At 52.1% G+C, this 19,615-nt stretch carries 15 protein-coding genes; 9 read left to right on the top strand and 6 right to left on the bottom strand.

Going from position 1 to position 19,615, the window contains the following annotated elements:
* Window positions 1-11: 11 nt before the first annotated feature.
* Both SC206_RS20300 and SC206_RS20295 read right to left on the bottom strand, forming a co-directional pair.
* The gene (locus SC206_RS20300) at window positions 12-623 is read right to left on the bottom strand and encodes a helix-turn-helix domain-containing protein (RefSeq protein ID WP_332740207.1); all 612 of its coding nucleotides are present in this window, start codon (window positions 621-623) and stop codon (window positions 12-14) included.
* Window positions 624-643: 20 nt separating this feature from the next.
* Window positions 644-1,414: a substrate-binding periplasmic protein gene (locus SC206_RS20295; protein ID WP_332740205.1), complete on the bottom strand. Its 771-nt coding sequence runs from the start codon at window positions 1,412-1,414 to the stop codon at window positions 644-646.
* Between the two features lie 304 nt (window positions 1,415-1,718).
* Between SC206_RS20295 and SC206_RS20290 the strand changes: the two genes are divergently transcribed.
* Window positions 1,719-2,369 carry an amino acid ABC transporter permease gene (locus tag SC206_RS20290; protein WP_332740203.1) on the top strand — a complete coding sequence of 217 codons (651 nt, stop codon included), beginning with the start codon at window positions 1,719-1,721 and terminating at the stop codon, window positions 2,367-2,369.
* A gap of 1 nt (window position 2,370) precedes the next feature.
* Window positions 2,371-3,144, top strand: coding sequence for an amino acid ABC transporter ATP-binding protein (locus SC206_RS20285; RefSeq protein ID WP_332740201.1), 774 nt, complete (start codon window positions 2,371-2,373; stop codon window positions 3,142-3,144).
* A gap of 197 nt (window positions 3,145-3,341) precedes the next feature.
* On the opposite strand, the gene SC206_RS20280 is transcribed toward SC206_RS20285, so the two are convergent.
* Window positions 3,342-4,598, bottom strand: a complete 1,257-nt coding sequence (locus SC206_RS20280; protein ID WP_332740199.1) for an adenylosuccinate synthase — start codon at window positions 4,596-4,598, stop codon at window positions 3,342-3,344.
* A 166-nt stretch (window positions 4,599-4,764) separates the two neighbouring features.
* On the opposite strand from SC206_RS20280, the gene SC206_RS20275 reads away from it, so the two are divergent.
* The 3 genes from SC206_RS20275 to SC206_RS20265 all read left to right on the top strand — a co-directional run bounded on the left by SC206_RS20275 (window position 4,765) and on the right by SC206_RS20265 (window position 7,727).
* Window positions 4,765-5,658, top strand: coding sequence for a LysR family transcriptional regulator (locus SC206_RS20275; RefSeq protein ID WP_332740197.1), 894 nt, complete (start codon window positions 4,765-4,767; stop codon window positions 5,656-5,658).
* A 235-nt stretch (window positions 5,659-5,893) separates the two neighbouring features.
* Window positions 5,894-7,060 carry an MFS transporter gene (locus SC206_RS20270; protein ID WP_332740195.1) on the top strand — a complete coding sequence of 389 codons (1,167 nt, stop codon included), beginning with the start codon at window positions 5,894-5,896 and terminating at the stop codon, window positions 7,058-7,060.
* A gap of 67 nt (window positions 7,061-7,127) precedes the next feature.
* Complete coding sequence (locus tag SC206_RS20265) at window positions 7,128-7,727, top strand: TetR/AcrR family transcriptional regulator (protein WP_332740192.1); 600 nt, start codon at window positions 7,128-7,130, stop codon at window positions 7,725-7,727.
* Window positions 7,728-7,769: 42 nt separating this feature from the next.
* Here the strand turns inward: SC206_RS20265 and SC206_RS20260 are convergent, their stop codons facing one another.
* Window positions 7,770-8,702, bottom strand: a complete 933-nt coding sequence (locus SC206_RS20260; protein ID WP_442976145.1) for a cation diffusion facilitator family transporter — start codon at window positions 8,700-8,702, stop codon at window positions 7,770-7,772.
* Window positions 8,703-8,971: 269 nt separating this feature from the next.
* On the opposite strand from SC206_RS20260, the gene SC206_RS20255 reads away from it, so the two are divergent.
* From SC206_RS20255 to corA, 4 genes are all read left to right on the top strand, one after another.
* Complete coding sequence (locus SC206_RS20255) at window positions 8,972-10,177, top strand: HlyD family secretion protein (protein WP_332740190.1); 1,206 nt, start codon at window positions 8,972-8,974, stop codon at window positions 10,175-10,177.
* Window positions 10,174-11,748 (top strand): DHA2 family efflux MFS transporter permease subunit, encoded by a 1,575-nt coding sequence (locus tag SC206_RS20250; RefSeq protein ID WP_332740187.1) that lies wholly within the window; start codon window positions 10,174-10,176, stop codon window positions 11,746-11,748. Before SC206_RS20255 ends, SC206_RS20250 begins: the two co-directional genes overlap by 4 nt.
* 1 nt (window position 11,749) lies before the next feature.
* The gene (locus SC206_RS20245) at window positions 11,750-13,297 is read left to right on the top strand and encodes an efflux transporter outer membrane subunit (protein WP_332740185.1); all 1,548 of its coding nucleotides are present in this window, start codon (window positions 11,750-11,752) and stop codon (window positions 13,295-13,297) included.
* A 75-nt stretch (window positions 13,298-13,372) separates the two neighbouring features.
* A complete protein-coding gene (corA, locus tag SC206_RS20240) occupies window positions 13,373-14,377 on the top strand; it encodes a magnesium/cobalt transporter CorA (protein WP_332740183.1) in 1,005 nt (334 codons plus the stop codon).
* Window positions 14,378-15,241: 864 nt separating this feature from the next.
* On the opposite strand, the gene SC206_RS20235 is transcribed toward corA, so the two are convergent.
* Together SC206_RS20235 and SC206_RS20230 are read right to left on the bottom strand one after the other, a co-directional pair.
* The gene (locus SC206_RS20235) at window positions 15,242-17,659 is read right to left on the bottom strand and encodes a DUF3772 domain-containing protein (RefSeq protein ID WP_332740181.1); all 2,418 of its coding nucleotides are present in this window, start codon (window positions 17,657-17,659) and stop codon (window positions 15,242-15,244) included.
* Between the two features lie 232 nt (window positions 17,660-17,891).
* On the bottom strand, window positions 17,892-19,535 hold the full coding sequence (locus tag SC206_RS20230) for a multidrug ABC transporter permease/ATP-binding protein (RefSeq protein WP_332740178.1): 1,644 nt from the start codon (window positions 19,533-19,535) through the stop codon (window positions 17,892-17,894).
* Window positions 19,536-19,615: the final 80 nt, after the last annotated feature.

Genomic DNA, 19,615 nt, shown 5'->3' with positions numbered 1-19,615 from the left:
AACCACAAAAATTAGAGATGTTTATCAGGCTGAACCAGCATGATCCACAAGACTCGAGATTCCAACAAAGTATGATTAAAAACGTTATGCAACAGATTGCTTTTAAACTGAAAGCTGTCGCCGGGATACAGCACGGCGTGATCGTCTTCAATCTCGAGAGTCAATTCGCCGTTGAGTAGTAATCCGGCTTTTTCACCGTCGCCTATCAGCATCTGCTCGGAACGCGTTCCGGCCGGCACGTCGATTATCATGAATTTAATATCATAATCACCCGGCGGCGAGAGCAGCGATTTCGCGATTTTGCCCTTGCCGACGTGAAAATGCGGGCGATCGTTTTCACGACGAATATAGTGCTCGATGCCCGGCGTCTGGACCTCTTCGCCCTCGAGGAAGAAGGTGAGCGGCACGTTAAAAACCTGCCGCAGCTGTTCTAGCATCCGAATGGTCGGATTGGTGAGGTTACGTTCAATCTGACTGATAGTCCCGGCAGAAACGCCAGCCAGCGCCGCCAACTCGCTGATGGTCAGATTACGAGCCTTGCGCATTTTCTTTAAGCGCAGGCCAATATCTGCCTCCAGTGAACTGACATCGGGCTCAGCGGTCTTGAGGTTACTTTGGGTCATTCGGTTCATCCTGTGATGATTTACTGTGGCATATTCCACTTGTCTTTCAATTTGGCAAGTGTACCGTCAGCTTTCATCGACGTCAGCGCATCATTGATTTTAGCCAGCAGCGCGTCGTTACCTTTCTTGACGCCAAACGCCATTGGCGACACGGCCATCGGCTTGTAACCTTCAACCACGTGCAGACCGGCAAGTTTGCCCGCCTTTTCCTGCGCCTTCAGGATTGGATAATCGCTCAACCCGCCCGCAATACGGCCAAGCTGAAGGTCACGGGTCATATCGGCCGGACTGTCATACAGCTTAACTTCTTTGGCAATGCCGCTGTTGATCAGCTTTTGTGAATAATCGGTGCCTGACGGGCTGCCAATAACCTGACCTTTGAAATCATTTAAGTCGACATATTTGTTTTTGTTGTCATCTCGAACGATTAAACCATCGCCAAAGGCCGTCACTTCCTGTGAGTAGGAAATGAATTTTTCACGGGCCGGCGTTGGCGTCATCCCAGCCACGATCATATCGATTTTACCGGAGATAACCGATTGAATCAGCGTAGGAAAAGGCACCGCAGAGAAATTAACTTCCAACTTTTCACGACTCGCCACTTCGCGTGCCACATCCGGCATGAAACCTTCAATCTTACCGGTTTTGGTATCCATGAAGGTGGTCGGCGCGCTCGAAGGCGGAGAACCAGCCGTCAACATCGCGGCGTGTGAGGCAAAGCTTGAGGCCATCAACATGGCGATGGCCATACCACGGCTGACATTAGCGAATGAAACCTTTGATTTCTGCATGACTGTCTCCTGGGGAAGTAAAAATTAGGCGGGTCAGGAAATGACCGCTGTTCAATATAATGAATTTACACCCATCGCTGTCAAGTAAATAAATTTAAATTTGAGATAAATGTGCAAACAAATAATTAACACCATTAAATCAATAAATTAACCCGTTATTTTGTGGCAAAACCTGTCATAAGAAAGCCCTATGACGAGGAACGTATAAAACGTATTGACAGCTGACGCGCTCCTCTGGATATTCAATAGAATGAAGAAACGCACGATTGAGTCTCCCCAAAAGCTCTGAAAAGGAGAATGTAGAATGGATTGGAGTAGCGTAGGAACGTATGTCCCCTTCCTGTTAAAAGGGGCGGAAACCACTATTTACATCACGCTTATTTCGCTGGTGATCAGTACGCCGCTAGGCCTGCTGTGGGTCGCTGGCAAGATGTGCCCCTGGAAATTCATCTCGTGGCCCGTGTCGGTGATTATCAACGTCACTCGCGGCCTGCCTATGATTGTGGTGTTGTTTTATATCTATTTTGTGTTCCCGGATATCGGCATTACCCTGACCTCGTTGCAGGCCAGCGTCATCGGGATTGCGTTCTGTTTCTCCACTTATATTGCTGAAATATTTCGTGCAGGCATCGAATCGGTCGATCGCGGGCAGTTTGAAGCAGCACGCTCGATGGGCATGAGTTTTAGCAAGGCGATGCGCCGCGTGGTGTTGCCGCAGGCGTTTCACGTTGCCCTGCCGCCGTACAGCAACACGCTGGTGATGATGCTAAAAGATTCCGCGCTGGCCTCCACGATTGCGGTGACCGAAATGACGCGACAAGGCCAGCTGATTGCGGCTTCAACCTTTGATAACACGACGGTTTATACCTTGGTCGCTATCCTTTATCTGGTGCTGTGTCTGCCTTTGATGGCGTTGACCAAACGACTGGAAAACCGTCGGCTGAAAGGAGCCTGAGATGATTGAAATCAACGAAGTGCATAAACGCTTTGGCAACGTCGAAGTGTTGAAAGGCGTAAGTTTCAAGGTGAGCAAAGGGGAAGTTGTCTGCCTGATTGGCCCTTCCGGCTCTGGAAAATCGACGATTTTACGCTGCATCAACGGACTTGAAACCTATGAAGGCGGCGAGATTCTGGTGCTGGACAAAAAGGTCAACAATCGCGACAAAAGCATCAACGACCTGCGCCGTCAGATTGGCATGGTGTTTCAGCGCTTTAACCTTTTCCCCCATCGTTCCGTGCTGGAAAACGTGATGGAAGGCCCGATTCACGTTAACGGCGAATCACGCGCCGTGGCCGAAAAGCGGGCGAAAGAGCTGCTGGCGCTGGTTGGACTCGCAGATAAAATCAACGCCTGGCCGGCACAGCTTTCAGGTGGACAGCAGCAGCGCGTGGCAATCGCCCGCACATTGGCGCTGCAACCGCAGGCAATTTTATTTGATGAACCCACCTCGGCCCTCGACCCCGAATTAGTCGGCGAAGTGTTGCAGGTGATGCGCACGCTGGCGAACGAAGGCATGACTATGGTCGTGGTGACGCACGAAATGCAGTTCGCCCGTGAAGTCGCCGATCGCGTCTGTTTTTTACACAGCGGCACCATTGTCGAGCAAGGTCCGGCAGAAAGCGTGCTGGGGAATCCGCAAGAGTCGCGCACGCAGGATTTCTTGAAACGCGTGCTCGGCGGTCCTGCCCCAACGCACTGTGAAAACTGTCAGTGCCAGATGCATGCCTGATAGCTGACAACTGATAGTCTTATTTGACTGTTTAGCACACAAAAAAGCCCTGCTCGCGTTATGCGGACAGGGCTTTTTTTGATCAGTAAGGACTTTCGATCAGTAAAGGCTTTCGATCAATAAGGGCTTTCGATCAATAAGGGCTTTCGTTCAATAACAACTCTAACTCAGCCCCTCATCAATAGCGTATTGCGCTATTAACGGTTGATCATCTGGTCACGTTCTGGACCCACTGAAACCATGCTGACACGCACGCCCATCAGTTCTTCGATGCGCTCAACGTAACGCTGGGCAGCAACCGGCAGGCTTTCGAAGGTGCGGCAACCGGTGATGTCTTCGCTCCACGATTCCATCTGCTCGTAAACGGCGGTCAGGGCAGCAGTTTGTGGCCAGATTGGGTTTTCGGTGTGTTCGCCTTTATAGGCCACACAGATTTTCAGGTCAGCCAAACCAGACAGACAGTCGATTTTGGTCAGTGCGATTTCAGTCGCTGCCTGCAATTCGACGCCGTTACGAGTAGCAACAGCATCGAAATAACCCATGTCACGCGGACGACCGGTCGTTGCGCCGAATTCATTGGCGTTTTCGCGGAAGTTATCCTGCTCTTCCATCGCAGTCACCAGCGTGCCAGTACCTACAGAAGAACTGAACGCTTTTGCCACGGCAATCACGCGCTCAGGGCGCAGAGCTGGCAAACCACTGCCGATACCGGCGTAAGCGGCGGTCACGTTTGAAGAAGTAGTCCACGGATATTCGCCGTAAACCAGGTCACGACCTGCACCCAGCTGAGCTTCGAACAGCAGGTTAGCGTCTTGTTTCTGCAGCGCCTTCAGCGGCTCGGTCACGTTGCAGATGAATTCACGCCACGGCGCGGTGACTTCCAGCAACCAGGCGGTCATTTCGGCAGCGCTCTGGGTGAAATCAAACGTTGGGTACAGCGCTTTCAGCTGTGGCAATTTCCAGTCCAGCATGAACTGAATACGTTCCTGCAGAACTTCTGGCTGATTCAACCAACCTATCAGAATGCCTTTTTTCATGACGCGGTCGCCGTAGGCTGGCGCGATGCCCTGACGAGTCGAGCCGTAAGCGGCGTCGCCAAGACGTTGTTCTTCAAGAGTATCTTCCAAGGCGTGCAGCGGCAGGCACAGGGTAGCGCGGTCGGAGATGCACAGTTTAACATCCACACCTGCGGCTTTAACTTCAGCGATTTCCTGAGTCAGTGCAGCCGGGCTGATAACCATGCCAGGGCCGAGAACGGCGACGCAGCCTTTGTTGAAGATGCCGCTAGGTAACTGGTGCAGCTTAAACGTGCCAAAGTCGTTAACAACGGTATGACCCGCGTTGTTACCGCCCTGAAAACGGATACTTGCAGCGGCATCGGCTGCCAGTAAATCTACGATGCGGCCTTTGCCTTCATCGCCCCAGTTTGCACCTACAACCACAATCGACGGCATACTCAACTCTCCTCATTGATTAAGGGGTCATGCTACGGTGCTATTCAAAATATGAGAAATTAATTATAATTATCATCTTGATAAGGATTCCATATGAATCCAGCAAACAAATTCGCGCTGAGATCACTTTTTATCTTTCGCTTTCTTTAAAAACAGGCCATTAAACATGCTTGATATCAACTGGTTAAAAACCTTCGTCACACTGGCAGAGTTGGAGCATTTTGGCAAAGCCGCCGCGGCGCTGCACATGACCCAGCCCAATGTCAGCCTGCACCTCAAGCAGTTGGAACAAACTACACGAGTGAAATTGATTGAACGAAATCCGTTTCGCCTCACGCAGGCCGGTTTTCGTTTGCTGGAAACCAGCCAGCGCACATTAATGGAGTTACAGGTTTGTCAGGCCGATCTGAATGCGATAAACGATCAGAGTCGGGGCACGCTAACTATCGCCGCCAGCGACATTATTTCGCGCCTGTTGCTGATAAAGCCTTTTCAGCTGTTTAAGAAAGCTTTTCCGGGCATCGATTTTACCCTGCTCAATACCACCTCATCGCAAGCTTCGGAATTAGTGAAGAGTGCCAAGGCGGATTTGGGTTTCGTGATTGAGCAAAAAGAGAGTCAGCCGCTCTACTTCACTGAATTGCAACAAATTAAATGGTGCGCGCTGGGCAATAACTTGCAGGCGTGGCAACAGCAACTGCCTGCCGAACAGGCTACCCATGCCGATCAGCCAACGCTGATTCTGCTAGGTCATGATACCCGAACCCGCGATTTGCTGGATCAGGCCCTTCCTTTATTGCATCTTCCGCCTTACCGAGTGATGGAAGTGGGCAGCGTAGATGCGCAGATTGATTGGGCCGAGGCCGGATTTGGCGTTGCGATTGTTCCCGAGTTTTCGTTAAGCAGTAAAGCCAACCTCACGACGCGCGTTACACCGCTGCCTCATTTTCCGGCCACGCGGCTGGGGTACATATTGCGCCAGAATCAAACGTTATCGAAAGCCGTTAAACAGCTTTTGCATTGGGTCAATGAAGAGATCGTCTCTTCACAACAATCATAAACCTCGCTTAATAAGTGACAACGTCACGACAATACACCATTTTTAGCACATATCGCCTCTCTATAACCTGAAAACTTACTTGCAAGTAAGTTTATTGCTGAGTAACCTTTGCCTTAGTGTGATCAGGATCATCTTTTGGGCGATCATCCACTATTGAACATAAAGACTACACACAGCGATTTTCGATTAATAAAGATTCATAACTCAATGAATTAAATACGATAAGGGTTAAATTATGTCATCCAAATGGCCACTTCTGGCGTTGGCTTTAGGTTCTTTTGGCATCGGGACTACCGAGTTTGCGCCAATGGGGCTGCTGCCAACCATCGCAAATGGCGTGGAAGTTTCTATTCCGACTGCCGGTCTACTGGTAAGCGCGTACGCTATCGGTGTCATGGTCGGTGCGCCGTTAATGACGCTGTTTATGAGCCGTTATCGCCGCAAAAGCGCACTGATGATACTGATGAGCATTTTCGTTATCGGAAATCTGCTTTCAGCCGTCGCGCCAAATTACACCCTGCTGCTGCTGTCACGCGTAGTAACCAGCCTGTCTCACGGCGCTTTCTTTGGTTTGGGCGCGCTGGTCGCCACCAGCCTGGTGCCGGTTCACAAACGCGGTAGCGCAGTTGCCATCATGTTTATGGGCCTGACCATCGCCAACATTGGCGGCGTGCCGGTCGCCACCTGGATTGGTCAAACCATCGGCTGGCGCACTACGTTTGCCGTCACGGCCTTGCTTGGCGTCGTCACAATGATTGCCCTTGCCCGTTCGTTGCCGCAGGGTGAAGCCGGAAAAATGCCGGACGTGAAGAAAGAGCTGGCGGTGCTGGTGCGTCCGGTGGTGCTTCGTTCGTTATTCACCACCGTGCTCGGCGCGGGCGCGATGTTTACGCTTTACACTTATATCACGCCGATTCTGGAGCTGCTGGCCAACGCCTCCGGTGAGTTTGTTACCCTCATGCTGATGCTGATCGGCGTAGGCTTTACGCTGGGCAACTATATTAGCGGCAAGCTGGTTGACCGTTCGGTTGATGGCACCTTAATGCTGTTCTTCTCGCTGCTGGCGGTATCGATGTTTGTGCTGCCGTTTACGGCGACCACGCATCTTGGCGCGGCCGTGTCGATGGTACTGTGGGGAATGATGTCGTTTGGTCTGATTTCGCCGCTGCAAATGCGTGTCATGGACGCGGCTCACGAAGCGCCAGGCATGGCATCGTCAGTGAATATCGGTGCTTTCAACCTGGGTAACGCGCTGGGTGCGGCACTGGGCGGCGGCGTGTTAAGCTCTGGTTTAACCTTCGCGTGGATCCCGCCAGCCGGCGCGATTCTTGCCCTGCTCGGCCTGATTCTGGTGGTTGTCAGCCGTGGTGGCAATCGTGAACTGGTCACCGAAAACGCCTGATTCCGTTTTTACTTTTATCATGCAAAAACGTTAGTCGATAAAAACGTCAGCCAATGAAAAGCATCGAATGAAAAGCAAGCCTTGCCCTGATGAAGGGACAGCAAAAACCAAAGGTGAGAGAACCCATGCCAAACTTCGCCGTCACGCGGCGGCGGAGTTTGCCCGTTTGGGATTCCACAACACCAAGGTCAGCGACATCGTGAAAGCAACGGGGGTTTCGCAGCCCTCTTTCTATTGTTACTTCGAAAGCAAAGAGATGTGTTATGACAATCTGATCGATGAGTTTCGCGGTCGGCTTGAAGCACTGACTCTCACTCTGCTGATTGAGGGCGAAATCCCCGCCGATCAGGTGGTTGAGCGCGTGGCCCTGAGCTTTCGAAAGTTTCTCGATTTTTTGGCAGAGGATCCCCAACTGACGCAGATTGGCTTCTTTCAGCCGCCAGGCTGTACCGAAACCAAGGCAGGTCTGTCCAGCTGGATAACTCAAAATCTGGCGAAAGAGCAGCAAAGCGGGCTGTTTCGCAGTGATATCAGCGCCGTGCAGCTGGGTCAGTGTTACGTCGGCATGCTGGATCAAATGGCGCGGATTCCTGGCGATGCCGATACCCGTCAGGAACTCAGCCTTGGCTGTGCGCGCCTGCTGTGTGAAGGAATTTGGCGCGGATAGCCAGCGTTAACGCAGTTCAATGTTCGATGATTGTCGAAGCGATCATTTAAAAAGATTATCTAACCGATCGTCGTCGATGCCCGCCGGCTCTAGATGCGCAGTGACGTCGGCAGCCGTGAACAATAAACGGACGGCAGCTTCGGCGGCATCGCCAATATCATGGCCGACATCGACCGACAGCTTGCCGTCGACTTCCACATGAAACTCGACAAATACTCGATCGCCGCCGTTGCGCGTTCGAATATCGTGTACGCCCTTAACGCCTTCACAGCCTAGTACCGCCGCGCGAACGCGTTTGCGATCTTCAACGTCCAGCTCTCTGTCCAGCAACTGTTTTAGCGCATTGGCCGCCATGCCTTTGGCATTCCACAGCATATAGAAAGAGATAAGCAACGCGCCGACCGAGTCAGAACGCGTCCAGTCGAGATAATGCTCCAGCACCAGCGCCACCAGCACGGCAATATTGACGGCGACATCAGTAATATAGTGCGCGCGATCGGCGGCAATGGCGGTTGAGCCAGTGCGCTTCACCACAAAACTCTGCATCAACACCAGCCCCGTCGCGGCCAGCGAGCTGAAAATAATCACCCAGATCCCGAGACCAAGCGCCGCCAGAGGCTGCGGATTAATGATGCGCCCGATTGATTCACCGCCCAGCACCAGCCCTGCGCCACCTAATAATAGCGCCTGCACAAACGCCGCCACGGCTTCGGCTTTGCCATGTCCATAACGATGACCTTTGTCTGCCGGACGTCCGGCATAGCGCACGCCGACCAGCGTCACTAACGAGGCCAACACGTCAACCAGTCCGTCGGCCGCCGAGGTCAGCAGGGCAATCGAGCCGGTAGCCGCCCACGCCCACACTTTGATCCCCACCAGCACTAACGCCACGGCCAGCGAAATCATCGAGGCTATACGAGTTAGTTTTCTGGGCGGGATAGGTTGACTCACGGGAGAAGTCTCTGAATTTGCCACACGCTTTTCCTGATGTTATCGGTTTAATTATGATGAGTTGCCTGTGGATTAGGCGGTCACTTTGCCACTTTTTGCGCTTGCCTAAAAGAATTTTTCAAATAGGGTTAAACAAACCTTAAGTGTTTGTCTAAAAGGTAAACGTACTGACCTAAATTTACTTGCTTTTACATCAATATCTTCTAGGGTAAAACGAGCTTCTTCTAAATCCTCGTCCAGGCATCCCAAATGCCGACTTTTCGATGAGCAACATAACCAGCGATCATAACTTTATGACTGACAACAAAAAAGAATCGACCCAGCACGGCAGTGATGCAACCGAGAACAGCAATTCTGATATCAATTCATCTCATGTTAAATCCGGCGAAGGCCACAGCAGCCATGATGATAACAAAGATGATCAGCAAAAAGATGGCGACAATAAAGACGGCGAAAAAGGCAAAGGTCCGGGCAAAAAGCCGCTGATTATTTTGGGTATTGTCGTGATTATCATTGTGATCGTGGCCGCAATCTTCTGGTTCATGAATCGTAATCTCGAAACCACTGACGATGCCTTCACCGAAGGTAACACCGTCACCGTTGCGCCAAAAATCTCGGGTTACGTAGTGAATCTGGCAGTGAAAGATAACCAGTTCGTCAAGAAAGGTCAGTTGGTGGTGCAGATTGATCCGCGCGACGCCACCGCGCAGCGCGATCAGGCGAGCGCCCAGTTGGGTCTGGCAGAATCGCAGCTGCATCAGGCGCAGGTTCAATTCGATTTAGCGAAAGTGCAATATCCAGCGCAGCTCGCGCAGGCCAAGGCACAACAGGCGCGTGCCGAAGCGAATTTGCAGAATGCGACTGCCGATTATCGTCGTCAGCGCGGCGTTGACCCTCGCGCGACCTCACAGCAAAACATTGACTCTTCCAATGCCCAGCTGCGTTCCGCCAGTGCAGAAGTTGAAAACGCCAAGGCGCAGGTGCAGGTTGCCGCGCAGGTTCAGCTGCAAATTCGCAATGCCCAGACCAATGTCGAGGCGCGCCAGCAGCAGGTCGAGCAGGCCAAGGCTCAGCTGGAAACGGCTAATCTTAACCTGTCCTATGCCGACGTGCGCGCGCCGTTTGATGGTTTCGTCACCAAGCGAAACGTACAGCTCGGTACATTGGTGCAGGCCGGAACCGCATTATTCTCGCTGGTTTCGCCTGATATCTGGATCACCGCCAACTTCAAGGAATCCCAGCTTGAGCGCATGAATCCGGGCGACAAAGTTGTGGTTAAAATCGATGCCTATTCGAAAATCGAATTGCACGGTCATGTCGACAGTATTCAGCAGGGTACCGGTTCTCGCTTCTCTGCGTTTCCATCCGAAAATGCGACCGGTAACTATGTGAAAATCGTGCAGCGCGTACCGGTGAAAATCGTTATCGATAGCGGTTTGGATCCAAACAAACCTCTGCCGCTTGGCCTCTCCGTCGACCCGTCGGTTACCGTTGAATGAGTGCCGAACAGAGCAGTTGGGTTCCCAAAAGCAATCCGTGGGCGGTGGCCATTGTGGTCACCATCGCGGTGTTTATGGAGATCCTCGACACCACCATTGTGAACGTGGCGCTGCCCCACATCGCGGGGTCGCTCTCTTCAAGCTATGATGAATCCACCTGGGTACTGACCTCGTATCTGGTGGCAAACGGTATTGTTCTGCCCGTCTCCGCGTTTTTGAGTCGCACGTTCGGGCGCAAAAACTACTTCATGATCTGTATTTTGATGTTTACCGTCTGCTCCCTCCTGTGCGGGATTGCCACCGAGCTGTGGCAGATGATCCTCTTCCGCCTGCTTCAGGGATTTTTTGGCGGCGGTTTGCAGCCGGTACAGCAATCGGTGCTGCTGGACTACTTCAAAAAAGAAGATCGCGGCAAGGCGTTTGGCCTCTCTTCCATCGCCATTATCGTCGCGCCTATTCTTGGTCCAACCCTTGGCGGCCTAATCACCGACAGCTACAGCTGGCGCTGGGTGTTCCTGATTAACATCCCTATTGGCGTGATTGCGCTAATCGCTATCTATCAACTGCTCGAAGATCCGCCTTGGGAGAAGAAAACCAAGGACAAGCTCAGCATCGACTATATCGGCATCGGGTTAATCACCCTCGGCCTTGGCTGTTTGCAGGTGATGATGGACCGCGGCGAAGACGATGACTGGTTCCAGTCCAGCTTTATCGTTACCTTCGCCATTTTGGCCGTCATCGGTATTGTCGGCGCGGTTTACTGGCTGCTTTATACCAAAAAGAAGAAGCCTGTCGTCGATTTGCGCTGCCTGAAAGACAAAAACTTTGCGGTTTCCAGCCTGTTGATGGCCGGCATGGCGATGATTCTTTACGGCAGCTCGGTGGCGATTCCGCAGCTGGCGCAGCAACAGCTGGGCTACACCGCGACCCTTTCGGGGCTGGTGATGTCGCCCGGTGCAATACTGATCGTTCTCAGTATTCCGTTAGTGCTTAAACTGATGCCTATCGTGCAGACGCGCTATCTGATCGCTTTCGGATTTTCGATAATGACGGTGGCGTTCCTCTATTCGATGACGTTAGTGCCCAATGTCGATTTCGAAACGTTGGTCATGTATCGCAGCGCGCAGTCATTAGGCTTAGGTTTCCTTTTCGTTCCGCTAACCACGATAGCCTTTATCACCCTGCCCCAACGGCTTAATGCCGATGCGGCGGCGCTGTTTACCATGTTCCGTAACGTTGCCGGTTCGATTGGTATTTCGCTTTCGACAGCCGGAATTACGGAACGATCGCAGGCGCAGAGCGCACACATGGTGCACAATATGACGCCGTTAAACGAGCAGTTTAATCTGGCGGTTGAAAAAGGTGCGGCAGCGATTAGAGATTACACCTCGATTGTGGGTGACCCCATGACCTTGGCGACCAGCCGTATGTATCAGGAGATGGTTTCGCAGGCGAAAATACTCGCCTATATAGATGTCTTCAGCTATTGCGCCATTATCGCCTGTGTTTTAGTTCCCCTTTGTTTCCTGCTTTCGCCAGTTAAGAGCGAAGGCAGTGCCGGAGCCCATTAATATGTCGGCCTTAGTATCACGTTTAACTGTTTCCGCGCTGGCGCTGGCATTGGCTGGCTGTACCGTGGGTCCTGACTATCAGGCCCCGCGCGCCAAAACGCCGAGTGCGTTTAACAACATCAATCAACCCAAAAACAATCCGTCCGATTCGATAGCCCTCGCCTCGCAGCCGAGTCCGCAGTGGTGGAAATCGTTTAAGGACCCTCAACTCGATAGCCTTATCGATCGCGCAATTGCGGGTAACCTGTCGCTACAGCAGGCGGTGCTGCGTATTGCCGGTGCCCGCGAGCAGATTACTCAGGCCAAAGGCGCGTGGCTGCCGTCGGTCAATGCCAGCGCCAAGGCGACCCGCACCCAGCTTGGGCTGCGCGGCGAGCTGGAGTCCAATGGCATTCAAAGTCGTCTTGAGGATGTGAGTCCGGAAGCGGCCAGCGCGATTGATACGGCGACCGATCCGGTTAATATTTATCAGGGCAGTTTCGATGCGAGTTGGGAGCTGGACCTGTTCGGCGGTACGCGTCGTTCGGTTGAAGCCGCACGGGCGCAGAATCAATCTTCGATCGAAAGTCGAAACGATGCCCTTGTCTCGCTGCAAGCCGAGGTTGCGCGCAGCTATTTGCAACTGCGTGGCGCGCAAACCGTACTCGCTTCCATTCAAACGCAAATCGACGTTGCGCAGCAAACGCTGGAGCTGACGCAGAGTCAGGCCCAGCATGGTCTCGCGCCGCAAACCGACGTCGAGAATTCACGTGCCCAGCTTGGTTCACTGCGCGCCCAGCTGCCGCAGTATCAGGCACAGCAGCGTCAGGCGATGAACGGTTTGGCCGTTTTGTTAGGCAAAATTCCGGGTTCGCTCGACGCCGAATTGATGCAGCCAAAACCGATGCCTGCGATTCCAGCCGTGGTCGCGGTGGGTATTCCGTCTGAGCTGGCCCGCCGTCGCCCTGATGTGCGCAAGGCCGAAGCCGATTTGCACGCCGAAACGGCCAACATTGGCGTTTCTGTTGCCCAGCTGTTCCCGAGCATTTCGCTCACCGGCCAGTTCGGCATGCGCAACTCTGATTCAGGTTATCTGACCGACTGGAGCAGCCATTTCTACTCCTTCGGCCCACAGGTTTCGCTGCCTATTTTCCAGGGCGGACGACTGGTTTCCAGCGTAAGACTGGCCCGCGCGCAGCAGGCCAGCGCGGCGCTGAATTATCGTCAAACGGTGCTGACCGCGCTGCAAGATGTGGACAATGCGCTGGTCAATTATCGCACCGATCAGGACCGGGTAAACGGGTTGGAAGATTCCGCCAACGCGCTGCAAACCAGTTTTGATCTCGCCAGCGATGGTTACCGTAAAGGTCTCACCTCCTTTATTACCGTGCTGGACACCCAACGTCAGCTGGCTCAGGCGCGTCAGCAAAGTGCCGAAGCCAAGGTGCAGACCAGCACCGATTTAGTGATGCTGTATAAATCGCTCGGCGGCGGTTGGGAGCCGTATCAAAATATTAATCTGCCGCACTATTCTGTCTTCGGGCCGGCAGCCACCGTTAACGATCAGTAAAACTTATTAGCCAGGCCGAAGACTCTCTTCGGCCTGTTCACTTTTCTCAGGCATGACTCTCATTCTGGTTACCTAATGAACGACATCACCGAACAAAAAAATCCTCTTTCAGATTCTGAAATTTGTAGCGTTGCCTATCGCAAGGGCAAAACGGTTAAAAAAGTCACGCTCGACGATATCAGCGAAGTGATAAAAGAGCCGGATACTTTCATCTGGCTTGGACTGGTTCAGCCCGATAACGATTACATGCGCCGTATTCAGCAGGAGTTCGGGCTACACGATTTGGCGATTGAAGATGCGTTAACGGCACATCAGCGACCTAAGATCGAGCAATACGGTGAATCGTTGTTTATCGTCGTGAAAACTGCCGAGCTGAAAGGCGATGTCATTAAGTATGGTGAGACGCATCTGTTTGTCGGTAAGAACTTTTTAATTACCGTACGCCACGGCGCCTCGGCCAGCTATGCCGACGTGCGTAAAAAGGCCGAAGAGTGTCCAGATTTACTGGCGATGGGTTCCGGCTACGCGCTGTATGCCATCCTCGACATGATTGTCGATAATTATCTGGCGATTTTGCATAAATATACCGAGCGTTTTCAGCATATTGAACAGCAGATGTTTAAATCGGAGTTTAACCAAAGCGCTGTTCATCAGGTTTATCGTCTTCGCCGCGAGCTGTTATCGTTGCATAACGCCGCGTTGCCGATGGGTGATATTTGCAATCAGTTGATGCAGCATCATGAGGCGATCATCCCCGACGCGCTGCGTGCTTATCTGCGAGATGTGCATGATCATGCAAATCAGGTTGTGACAACCACTGACGACACGCGCGAGATGCTGGCAAACGCCATGCACGTTAATCTGGCGCTGGTGTCGGTGCATCAGAACGAGGTGGTACAACGGCTTGCAGGCTGGGGCGCGATACTGGCTATCCCGACGGTAATTTTCAGCCTTTACGGGATGAATTTCAAAGACATGCCGGAGTTGAACGACAGCTGGGGTTATCCGCTGACGCTTGGGATTACAGTTGTGGCGTGTGTGGCGCTTTACATAAAGCTCAAGAAATCCGGTTGGCTTTAATAAGCCCCCTTTTTGTGCTGCGCACGAGCTGAAGTCAAAAGCTTTGGTTTTCGATTTGAAAATCTAAAGGCAAACTTTTAACTTCAAATTCAATTTCAATTTCAATTTCAAGTGCAACTTCAACTGCATGCGCTCCGCTTACTGGGCGCTGGCCCAGACCAGGCAGAAGGTGCTTTAACGAGCACCCTCTGCACTCCCGCGTTTTTCTTCCATAGTTGCAACATGAGGACTAGAAAGGGAGATCTTTCCAGAAGCCTCCGTATGTGGCGTTGGTCGCGGCGCTTCGCGCTTCCTTCGCTGCGTTCACAAGCCAAAAACGTCTTGTTCATCTTCGCTCAGCGCCGCCCTGATCCCGCCAATCACAGCCTTAAAGCAAGGGCGGAAACTCTTAGGCGGTCAAGAGCGGATCCTTTTAACAGATTAATTGTGGTTAAGAGATCGGACCTTGACCGCTTAAAGGTATCCGGTTTTTCTTTTAGACTGTAATTGATTGAGGGATCGGACCTTGACCTCTTAAAAGTATCCGGTTTTTCTTTTTGAGCTGTAATTGGCGGTATCGGGGCGGCGCAGAGTGGAGTGATTTGAGACGTATTTGGCTCAAATCCATAATGAAGGGACGGCGAAGCCGCGCGACCTACGCCACACGCTGTGATAACTGGAAAGATCTCCCTTTCCAGTTATCACGTTGCAGCTGTGGAAAAAAAGCTTGGGATTCACAAGGGGCGAGCGACTGCGACCCTTGTGGCGGTCTGCGCCGCCGCGCAGTAAGCGGAGCGCATGAATTTCAATTTGAACTTGAACTTGAACTTGAACTTAAACTTGAACTTAAAATTTGCCTTTAGATTTCCCAAATCTAAAAAAACCTCACACCTTTTCCGGTGGATTAATAAGCGTCATTGTTTGAGTACGACTCAAAGATACCCCTGCATCTCGCAGCTTCTTCAGGATGTCGTACAACAAATCACTCTTGGTTTTCGATACCACTCGCGGGCTATTAACGTATCCGGTCACGCTGAGCACAATCCCATCTGGCCCTAACTGGCTGAAAGTCACCGACGGAGGCGGGGTATCCATCACGGATTCATGTGCTTCATAGGCCTCGAGCAGAATGTTGCGTACTTCCTCGGGGTCTATATCCAGCGGGAATGTCAGAGCAATAGTCGCCACGCCCTGGGCGTTCCCCATCGTGGCGTTACGCACATTCTGCGAGATAAACTGCGAGTTAGGGACGATAACCGTCGAACGATCGCCTAACTGCAACTCTGTCGCGCGAACGTTAATGCGGCGAATGTCCCCTTCCACTCCACCAATACTCACCAAATCGCCGACTTTTACCGGACGTTCAGTCAACAGGATCACACCAGAGATAAAGTTCTTAACGATTTCCTGTAAACCAAAACCGATACCGACCGATAACGCACTCACAATCCAGGCAAGACGGTTCCATTCGATACCCAACACCGAAAGCGTAACCAGGACGACCAGCACCAAACCGACATTGGCAAATAGCGTCACCAGCGAGGCGCGCATTCCGGGGTCCATATTGGTTTTCGGAAGAAAATCAATATCCAGCCAGCGCTTGGCGGAACGCAAAACGTACCAGCCAACAATCATGAAGATAATGGCGTTAACAGCATGGGCAGGCACAATATTCATGTGCTCCAGACCCTTGCCACCCCACAAATCCAGCACCTTGCTGAACAGCTCCAGCGGCGTGGTGGTGCCAAAGTTACCGCCAAGCAGCAACGTTACGGCAAACACCAGCAGTACGGTTTTAGCCAGCGCGGCAAACAGCGTGGCGGCCAATGACAGATGGCGATCGCCAACGCTTAATGAGTGCTTAAGCAACTTGCCGCTGGCAGTATTCGGCGAAAACAGGCTTTCGCACAGGTCGACAGCAAGATGAATCAGGATATAAAGACAGGCAATAACGATGCCGACCCACAACAGTTCATAGGTCAGGAAGCGCGCCAGCGGAATGTAGCCAATCAATAACGTCACGAAAATCGCAAATGCCATCACGCTAACGCCGAGGTGCAACAGCCCGGCCAGTGTCGAACGCGCTTCAGGCTGTTCGCCACTCGCCATGATTTTACGGCGCAGACGATTGACGCGGATTGGCGCGATGCTTGCGCTTATCGCGACCAACAGCGCAGACATACCGTTACCGAATAGCGTAACAGGCACGCTAGTGCCGACAAGATTATTGATCCCTTCTATCAAACCGAAAATCAAAATGAAAATCGACAGCATTCGCGGGAAGCTAACGAGGGTTTTCGCTACGGAATCGGCAATAGCCGGCAAACGCCAGCTTGGGTGAAGCGTTGACAGTAACGCGCGACCTAATCCGACAATCAGGGCAGAGAAGATTGACAACTTGATAATCAGGTCGCCTGTTTCCTGCACCCAATCGCTAATGTCTGGCATGCGAGTGAAAGCAAGCGAAAACAGTTCGGCACAGCCGCCGAGCGTCAATACGCTAATCATGGTGGTCGCGAACGCAAAGAAGCTGCGACGCAGACGTCCGACAGGCAGCCAGCGCGGGGTCAGCCAGGCCAGCGGCGTGTCGAGCACTCTGCCGCCAAAGAAACCAAGTAACAGCGAAGCAATCAGCAACAGCGCCGTGCCAATGCGATAAGACGGTTGCCACGCCATATGCCAGGCTTCGGTAAGCTGCGCGCGATAATCGGTGAATAACTCGGCGTCGTCATCGCTAGGATGAATGAGCGGCGACCAGAAGTTTTTGCCGAGAATACTGCCGGTATTAAGGGCGATTTGCGTTTTCAATGCTTCACGGCGCAGACCCACAATTTGCGCGGACAGATTGGCGGCGCTGGTTTTAATCGTTCCAGCCTGCGCAATCTGGTTATCCAGCGTGGTTTTGCTGGTGTTTAAATCTTTGCGCTGTTTAATCACCTGCGGCGTTTCAGGCAAAGCACCGGCGGCAGGCGCGGGACCCAAAACGTCCAAACTTGCCTGAACCTGCTGACGCAGCGGCTGCAAGGCGACGGCGAGCGCATCGGCATCGCTGGTCAGCTTTTGCGCCGCATCGTTGAGATCATCGAGGGTATTGTTATTTTTTGAGGTCGAAACCTGCTGCTTGATATTATCCAAACGTTTCTGCAAAGCAGAAAGCGTAGCCGGTGCATCGACGGGCTTGACCGTTTCAGCGGTCTGATCCTGAGCCGCCTCATCATCAGGCGCGGCGCTGGCAAGCAGAGGGGAAAACAACAACGCCAATAACAGAGCGACGTAAAACGGTGCCCGAAAAAGCTTCTGCATAGAATGGATTACCCAAAGTTTCATGTTTCGAAAACGCGTAAAATTTTCGGAGAGAGGTTTCGTGGTTTTATAAATCTTAAACTGTTAAGGCGCGCGACGCCATGTCAGGGAACTCTTAAAAATCGAAAAGGTTGGTTAAACAGACGGACAAAAAGATTGCCGCCTGTTTTTCGCCATTAATGATTAGCCATTAATGAATAGACATTAATGATTAGCTATTAATGATTAGCTATTAATGAATAGCGGCGACAGCATCGCGCGAGGCGACCTGACGATCGTCACCCGTCAGTTCACGCAGTTGGCCCTGACGCATTTCGAGCAGGCGGTCGGCGTGCTGGAAGTAATGGTCGTCGTGACTAATAGCCAGCACGGTTTTGCCCATCGCCGCCAAACGCGGCAGCAAGTCGCGATAAAAAGTACGGCGGAATTGCGGGTCCTGATCGGCGGCCCATTCGTCCAGCAGCAAGAAATCACGCCCTTCGGCAGCGGCCAGTAATAATGCTACCCGCTTTTGCTGGCCTTTCGACAGCTGAAGGTTTTCGATGAGATTTTCGTTTATTGTCAGTTTCTCGGCCATTTTGAGCTGCTGTAACCAGTCAGTCACGACAGCGGGATCGGGCGTTTGGCCATCTTTGCCGATAATTTTTCCGAATAAATGGAAATCGGTAAACACCGCAGAGAATAACTGACGATAATCCGCGACGTTTTGCGCATCAATGGGCACCCCGTCGAGTAAAATTTGCCCTGACTTCGGGACATAGAGTCCAGTGAGTAACATGGCGAGCGTCGATTTTCCACTGCCATTCCCGCCAATCAGAAACACCGTTTCGCCACGTTCCAAGGTGAGATTGATAGGTCCGATGCCAAATCCCTGCCCTTCGTAGTCAAAATATAGGTCACGCAGTTCAAGCTGCTGCCAATGAGCGTGCGGCTTAACGGGCGCGAAATCAGGCTGGTATTCGGCAAGGCGCAAAAGTTTCAGCTTTCTGAATGCGACCTGAGCACTCAGCAGCGTAGGCAGCGCGCCGACGGCCTGAAGCAGGGGCGTACGCAGAAAAAGCAGTGTCAGCGAGAAGGTGGCCGCGACGGCATTATTCGACCAGCCCAATGAATTCGCCATATAGAACACCATGCCGATAGCGCCTAACATCATGATATTAGACCAGTTAACCGCGCTGAGATGGAAAGTATCGGCGCCAATAACATGCGTTCTGTAGTGTGCCGCATCGGCCTGATATTCATCCTGATAAATCTGCTGAGCGCGCTGGCGATTCAGCGCCAACTCTTTACGTCCTTCAATCACCTTTTCATAATCTTTCTGTAACTTGTCTTCGGCTTCGCGTACGTGATTGAGATGTCGATACACTCGGCCCACTAATTTGAAACTCACTACGATAGTGACAATCAGCCACAGCACGGTCACCAACAACATTTTTGGCGACAGCCAGCCAAGATAAGCCGCGCATCCGACCGACAAGATAATGCCCTGCAACAGCTCCGGCAGACGGACAAACGCCAACGTGATATTGCGAATATCACTGCTCAGGCTGGCGAGAAGCTGCGCGTTGCCGATTTGCTCAATCCTTTCTATATCGGTGTCCATAATGCGTTTGATAAACGCTCCGCGCAGCTGATAAACGAAATGGTGCCCCAAGGTCGTCAATGCTAACTGTGAACCGAGAGTAACGACCATTAGCAGCAGTAAAAAGCCCAGAAACTGCGGCAATACCGCCATGGAGGCATGGGTAGTTTCGATAAGCTTTACATTGATAAAGGCGATTAAGCCGATACCTAGGGCCGCGCTCGCCAAGCTCAGAGCAATGACACCGATAAATTGCCAGCGATATTGTTTAAAAACGACGCGCAAAAGCTCCATGGAGGTTAATTCTCTTTTAATTTGAACTGGACGCAGTTTAATGAGCACTTGAATGATATCAAGTCTAATTCTCACTTTAT

Source organism: Rouxiella sp. T17 (assembly GCF_036663475.1).
Classification (GTDB): Bacteria; Pseudomonadota; Gammaproteobacteria; order Enterobacterales; family Enterobacteriaceae; genus Rouxiella.
This window is presented reverse-complemented; position numbering and strand designations above follow the sequence as displayed.

Bases quoted from the DNA above. Each gene is read 5' to 3' on its own strand.
- SC206_RS20255 (WP_332740190.1), top strand. From the start codon at position 8,972: ATGACTGACAACAAAAAAGAATCGACCCAGCACGGCAGTGATGCAACC.
- SC206_RS20245 (WP_332740185.1), top strand. From the start codon at position 11,750: ATGTCGGCCTTAGTATCACGTTTAACTGTTTCCGCGCTGGCGCTGGCA.
- SC206_RS20280 (WP_332740199.1), bottom strand. From the start codon at position 4,598: ATGCCGTCGATTGTGGTTGTAGGTGCAAACTGGGGCGATGAAGGCAAA.
- SC206_RS20290 (WP_332740203.1), top strand. From the start codon at position 1,719: ATGGATTGGAGTAGCGTAGGAACGTATGTCCCCTTCCTGTTAAAAGGG.
- corA (WP_332740183.1), top strand. From the start codon at position 13,373: ATGAACGACATCACCGAACAAAAAAATCCTCTTTCAGATTCTGAAATT.
- SC206_RS20265 (WP_332740192.1), top strand. From the start codon at position 7,128: ATGAAAAGCAAGCCTTGCCCTGATGAAGGGACAGCAAAAACCAAAGGT.
- SC206_RS20275 (WP_332740197.1), top strand. From the start codon at position 4,765: ATGCTTGATATCAACTGGTTAAAAACCTTCGTCACACTGGCAGAGTTG.
- SC206_RS20270 (WP_332740195.1), top strand. From the start codon at position 5,894: ATGTCATCCAAATGGCCACTTCTGGCGTTGGCTTTAGGTTCTTTTGGC.
- SC206_RS20230 (WP_332740178.1), bottom strand. From the start codon at position 19,535: ATGGAGCTTTTGCGCGTCGTTTTTAAACAATATCGCTGGCAATTTATC.
- SC206_RS20295 (WP_332740205.1), bottom strand. From the start codon at position 1,414: ATGCAGAAATCAAAGGTTTCATTCGCTAATGTCAGCCGTGGTATGGCC.
- SC206_RS20250 (WP_332740187.1), top strand. From the start codon at position 10,174: ATGAGTGCCGAACAGAGCAGTTGGGTTCCCAAAAGCAATCCGTGGGCG.
- SC206_RS20300 (WP_332740207.1), bottom strand. From the start codon at position 623: ATGACCCAAAGTAACCTCAAGACCGCTGAGCCCGATGTCAGTTCACTG.
- SC206_RS20235 (WP_332740181.1), bottom strand. From the start codon at position 17,659: ATGCAGAAGCTTTTTCGGGCACCGTTTTACGTCGCTCTGTTATTGGCG.
- SC206_RS20285 (WP_332740201.1), top strand. From the start codon at position 2,371: ATGATTGAAATCAACGAAGTGCATAAACGCTTTGGCAACGTCGAAGTG.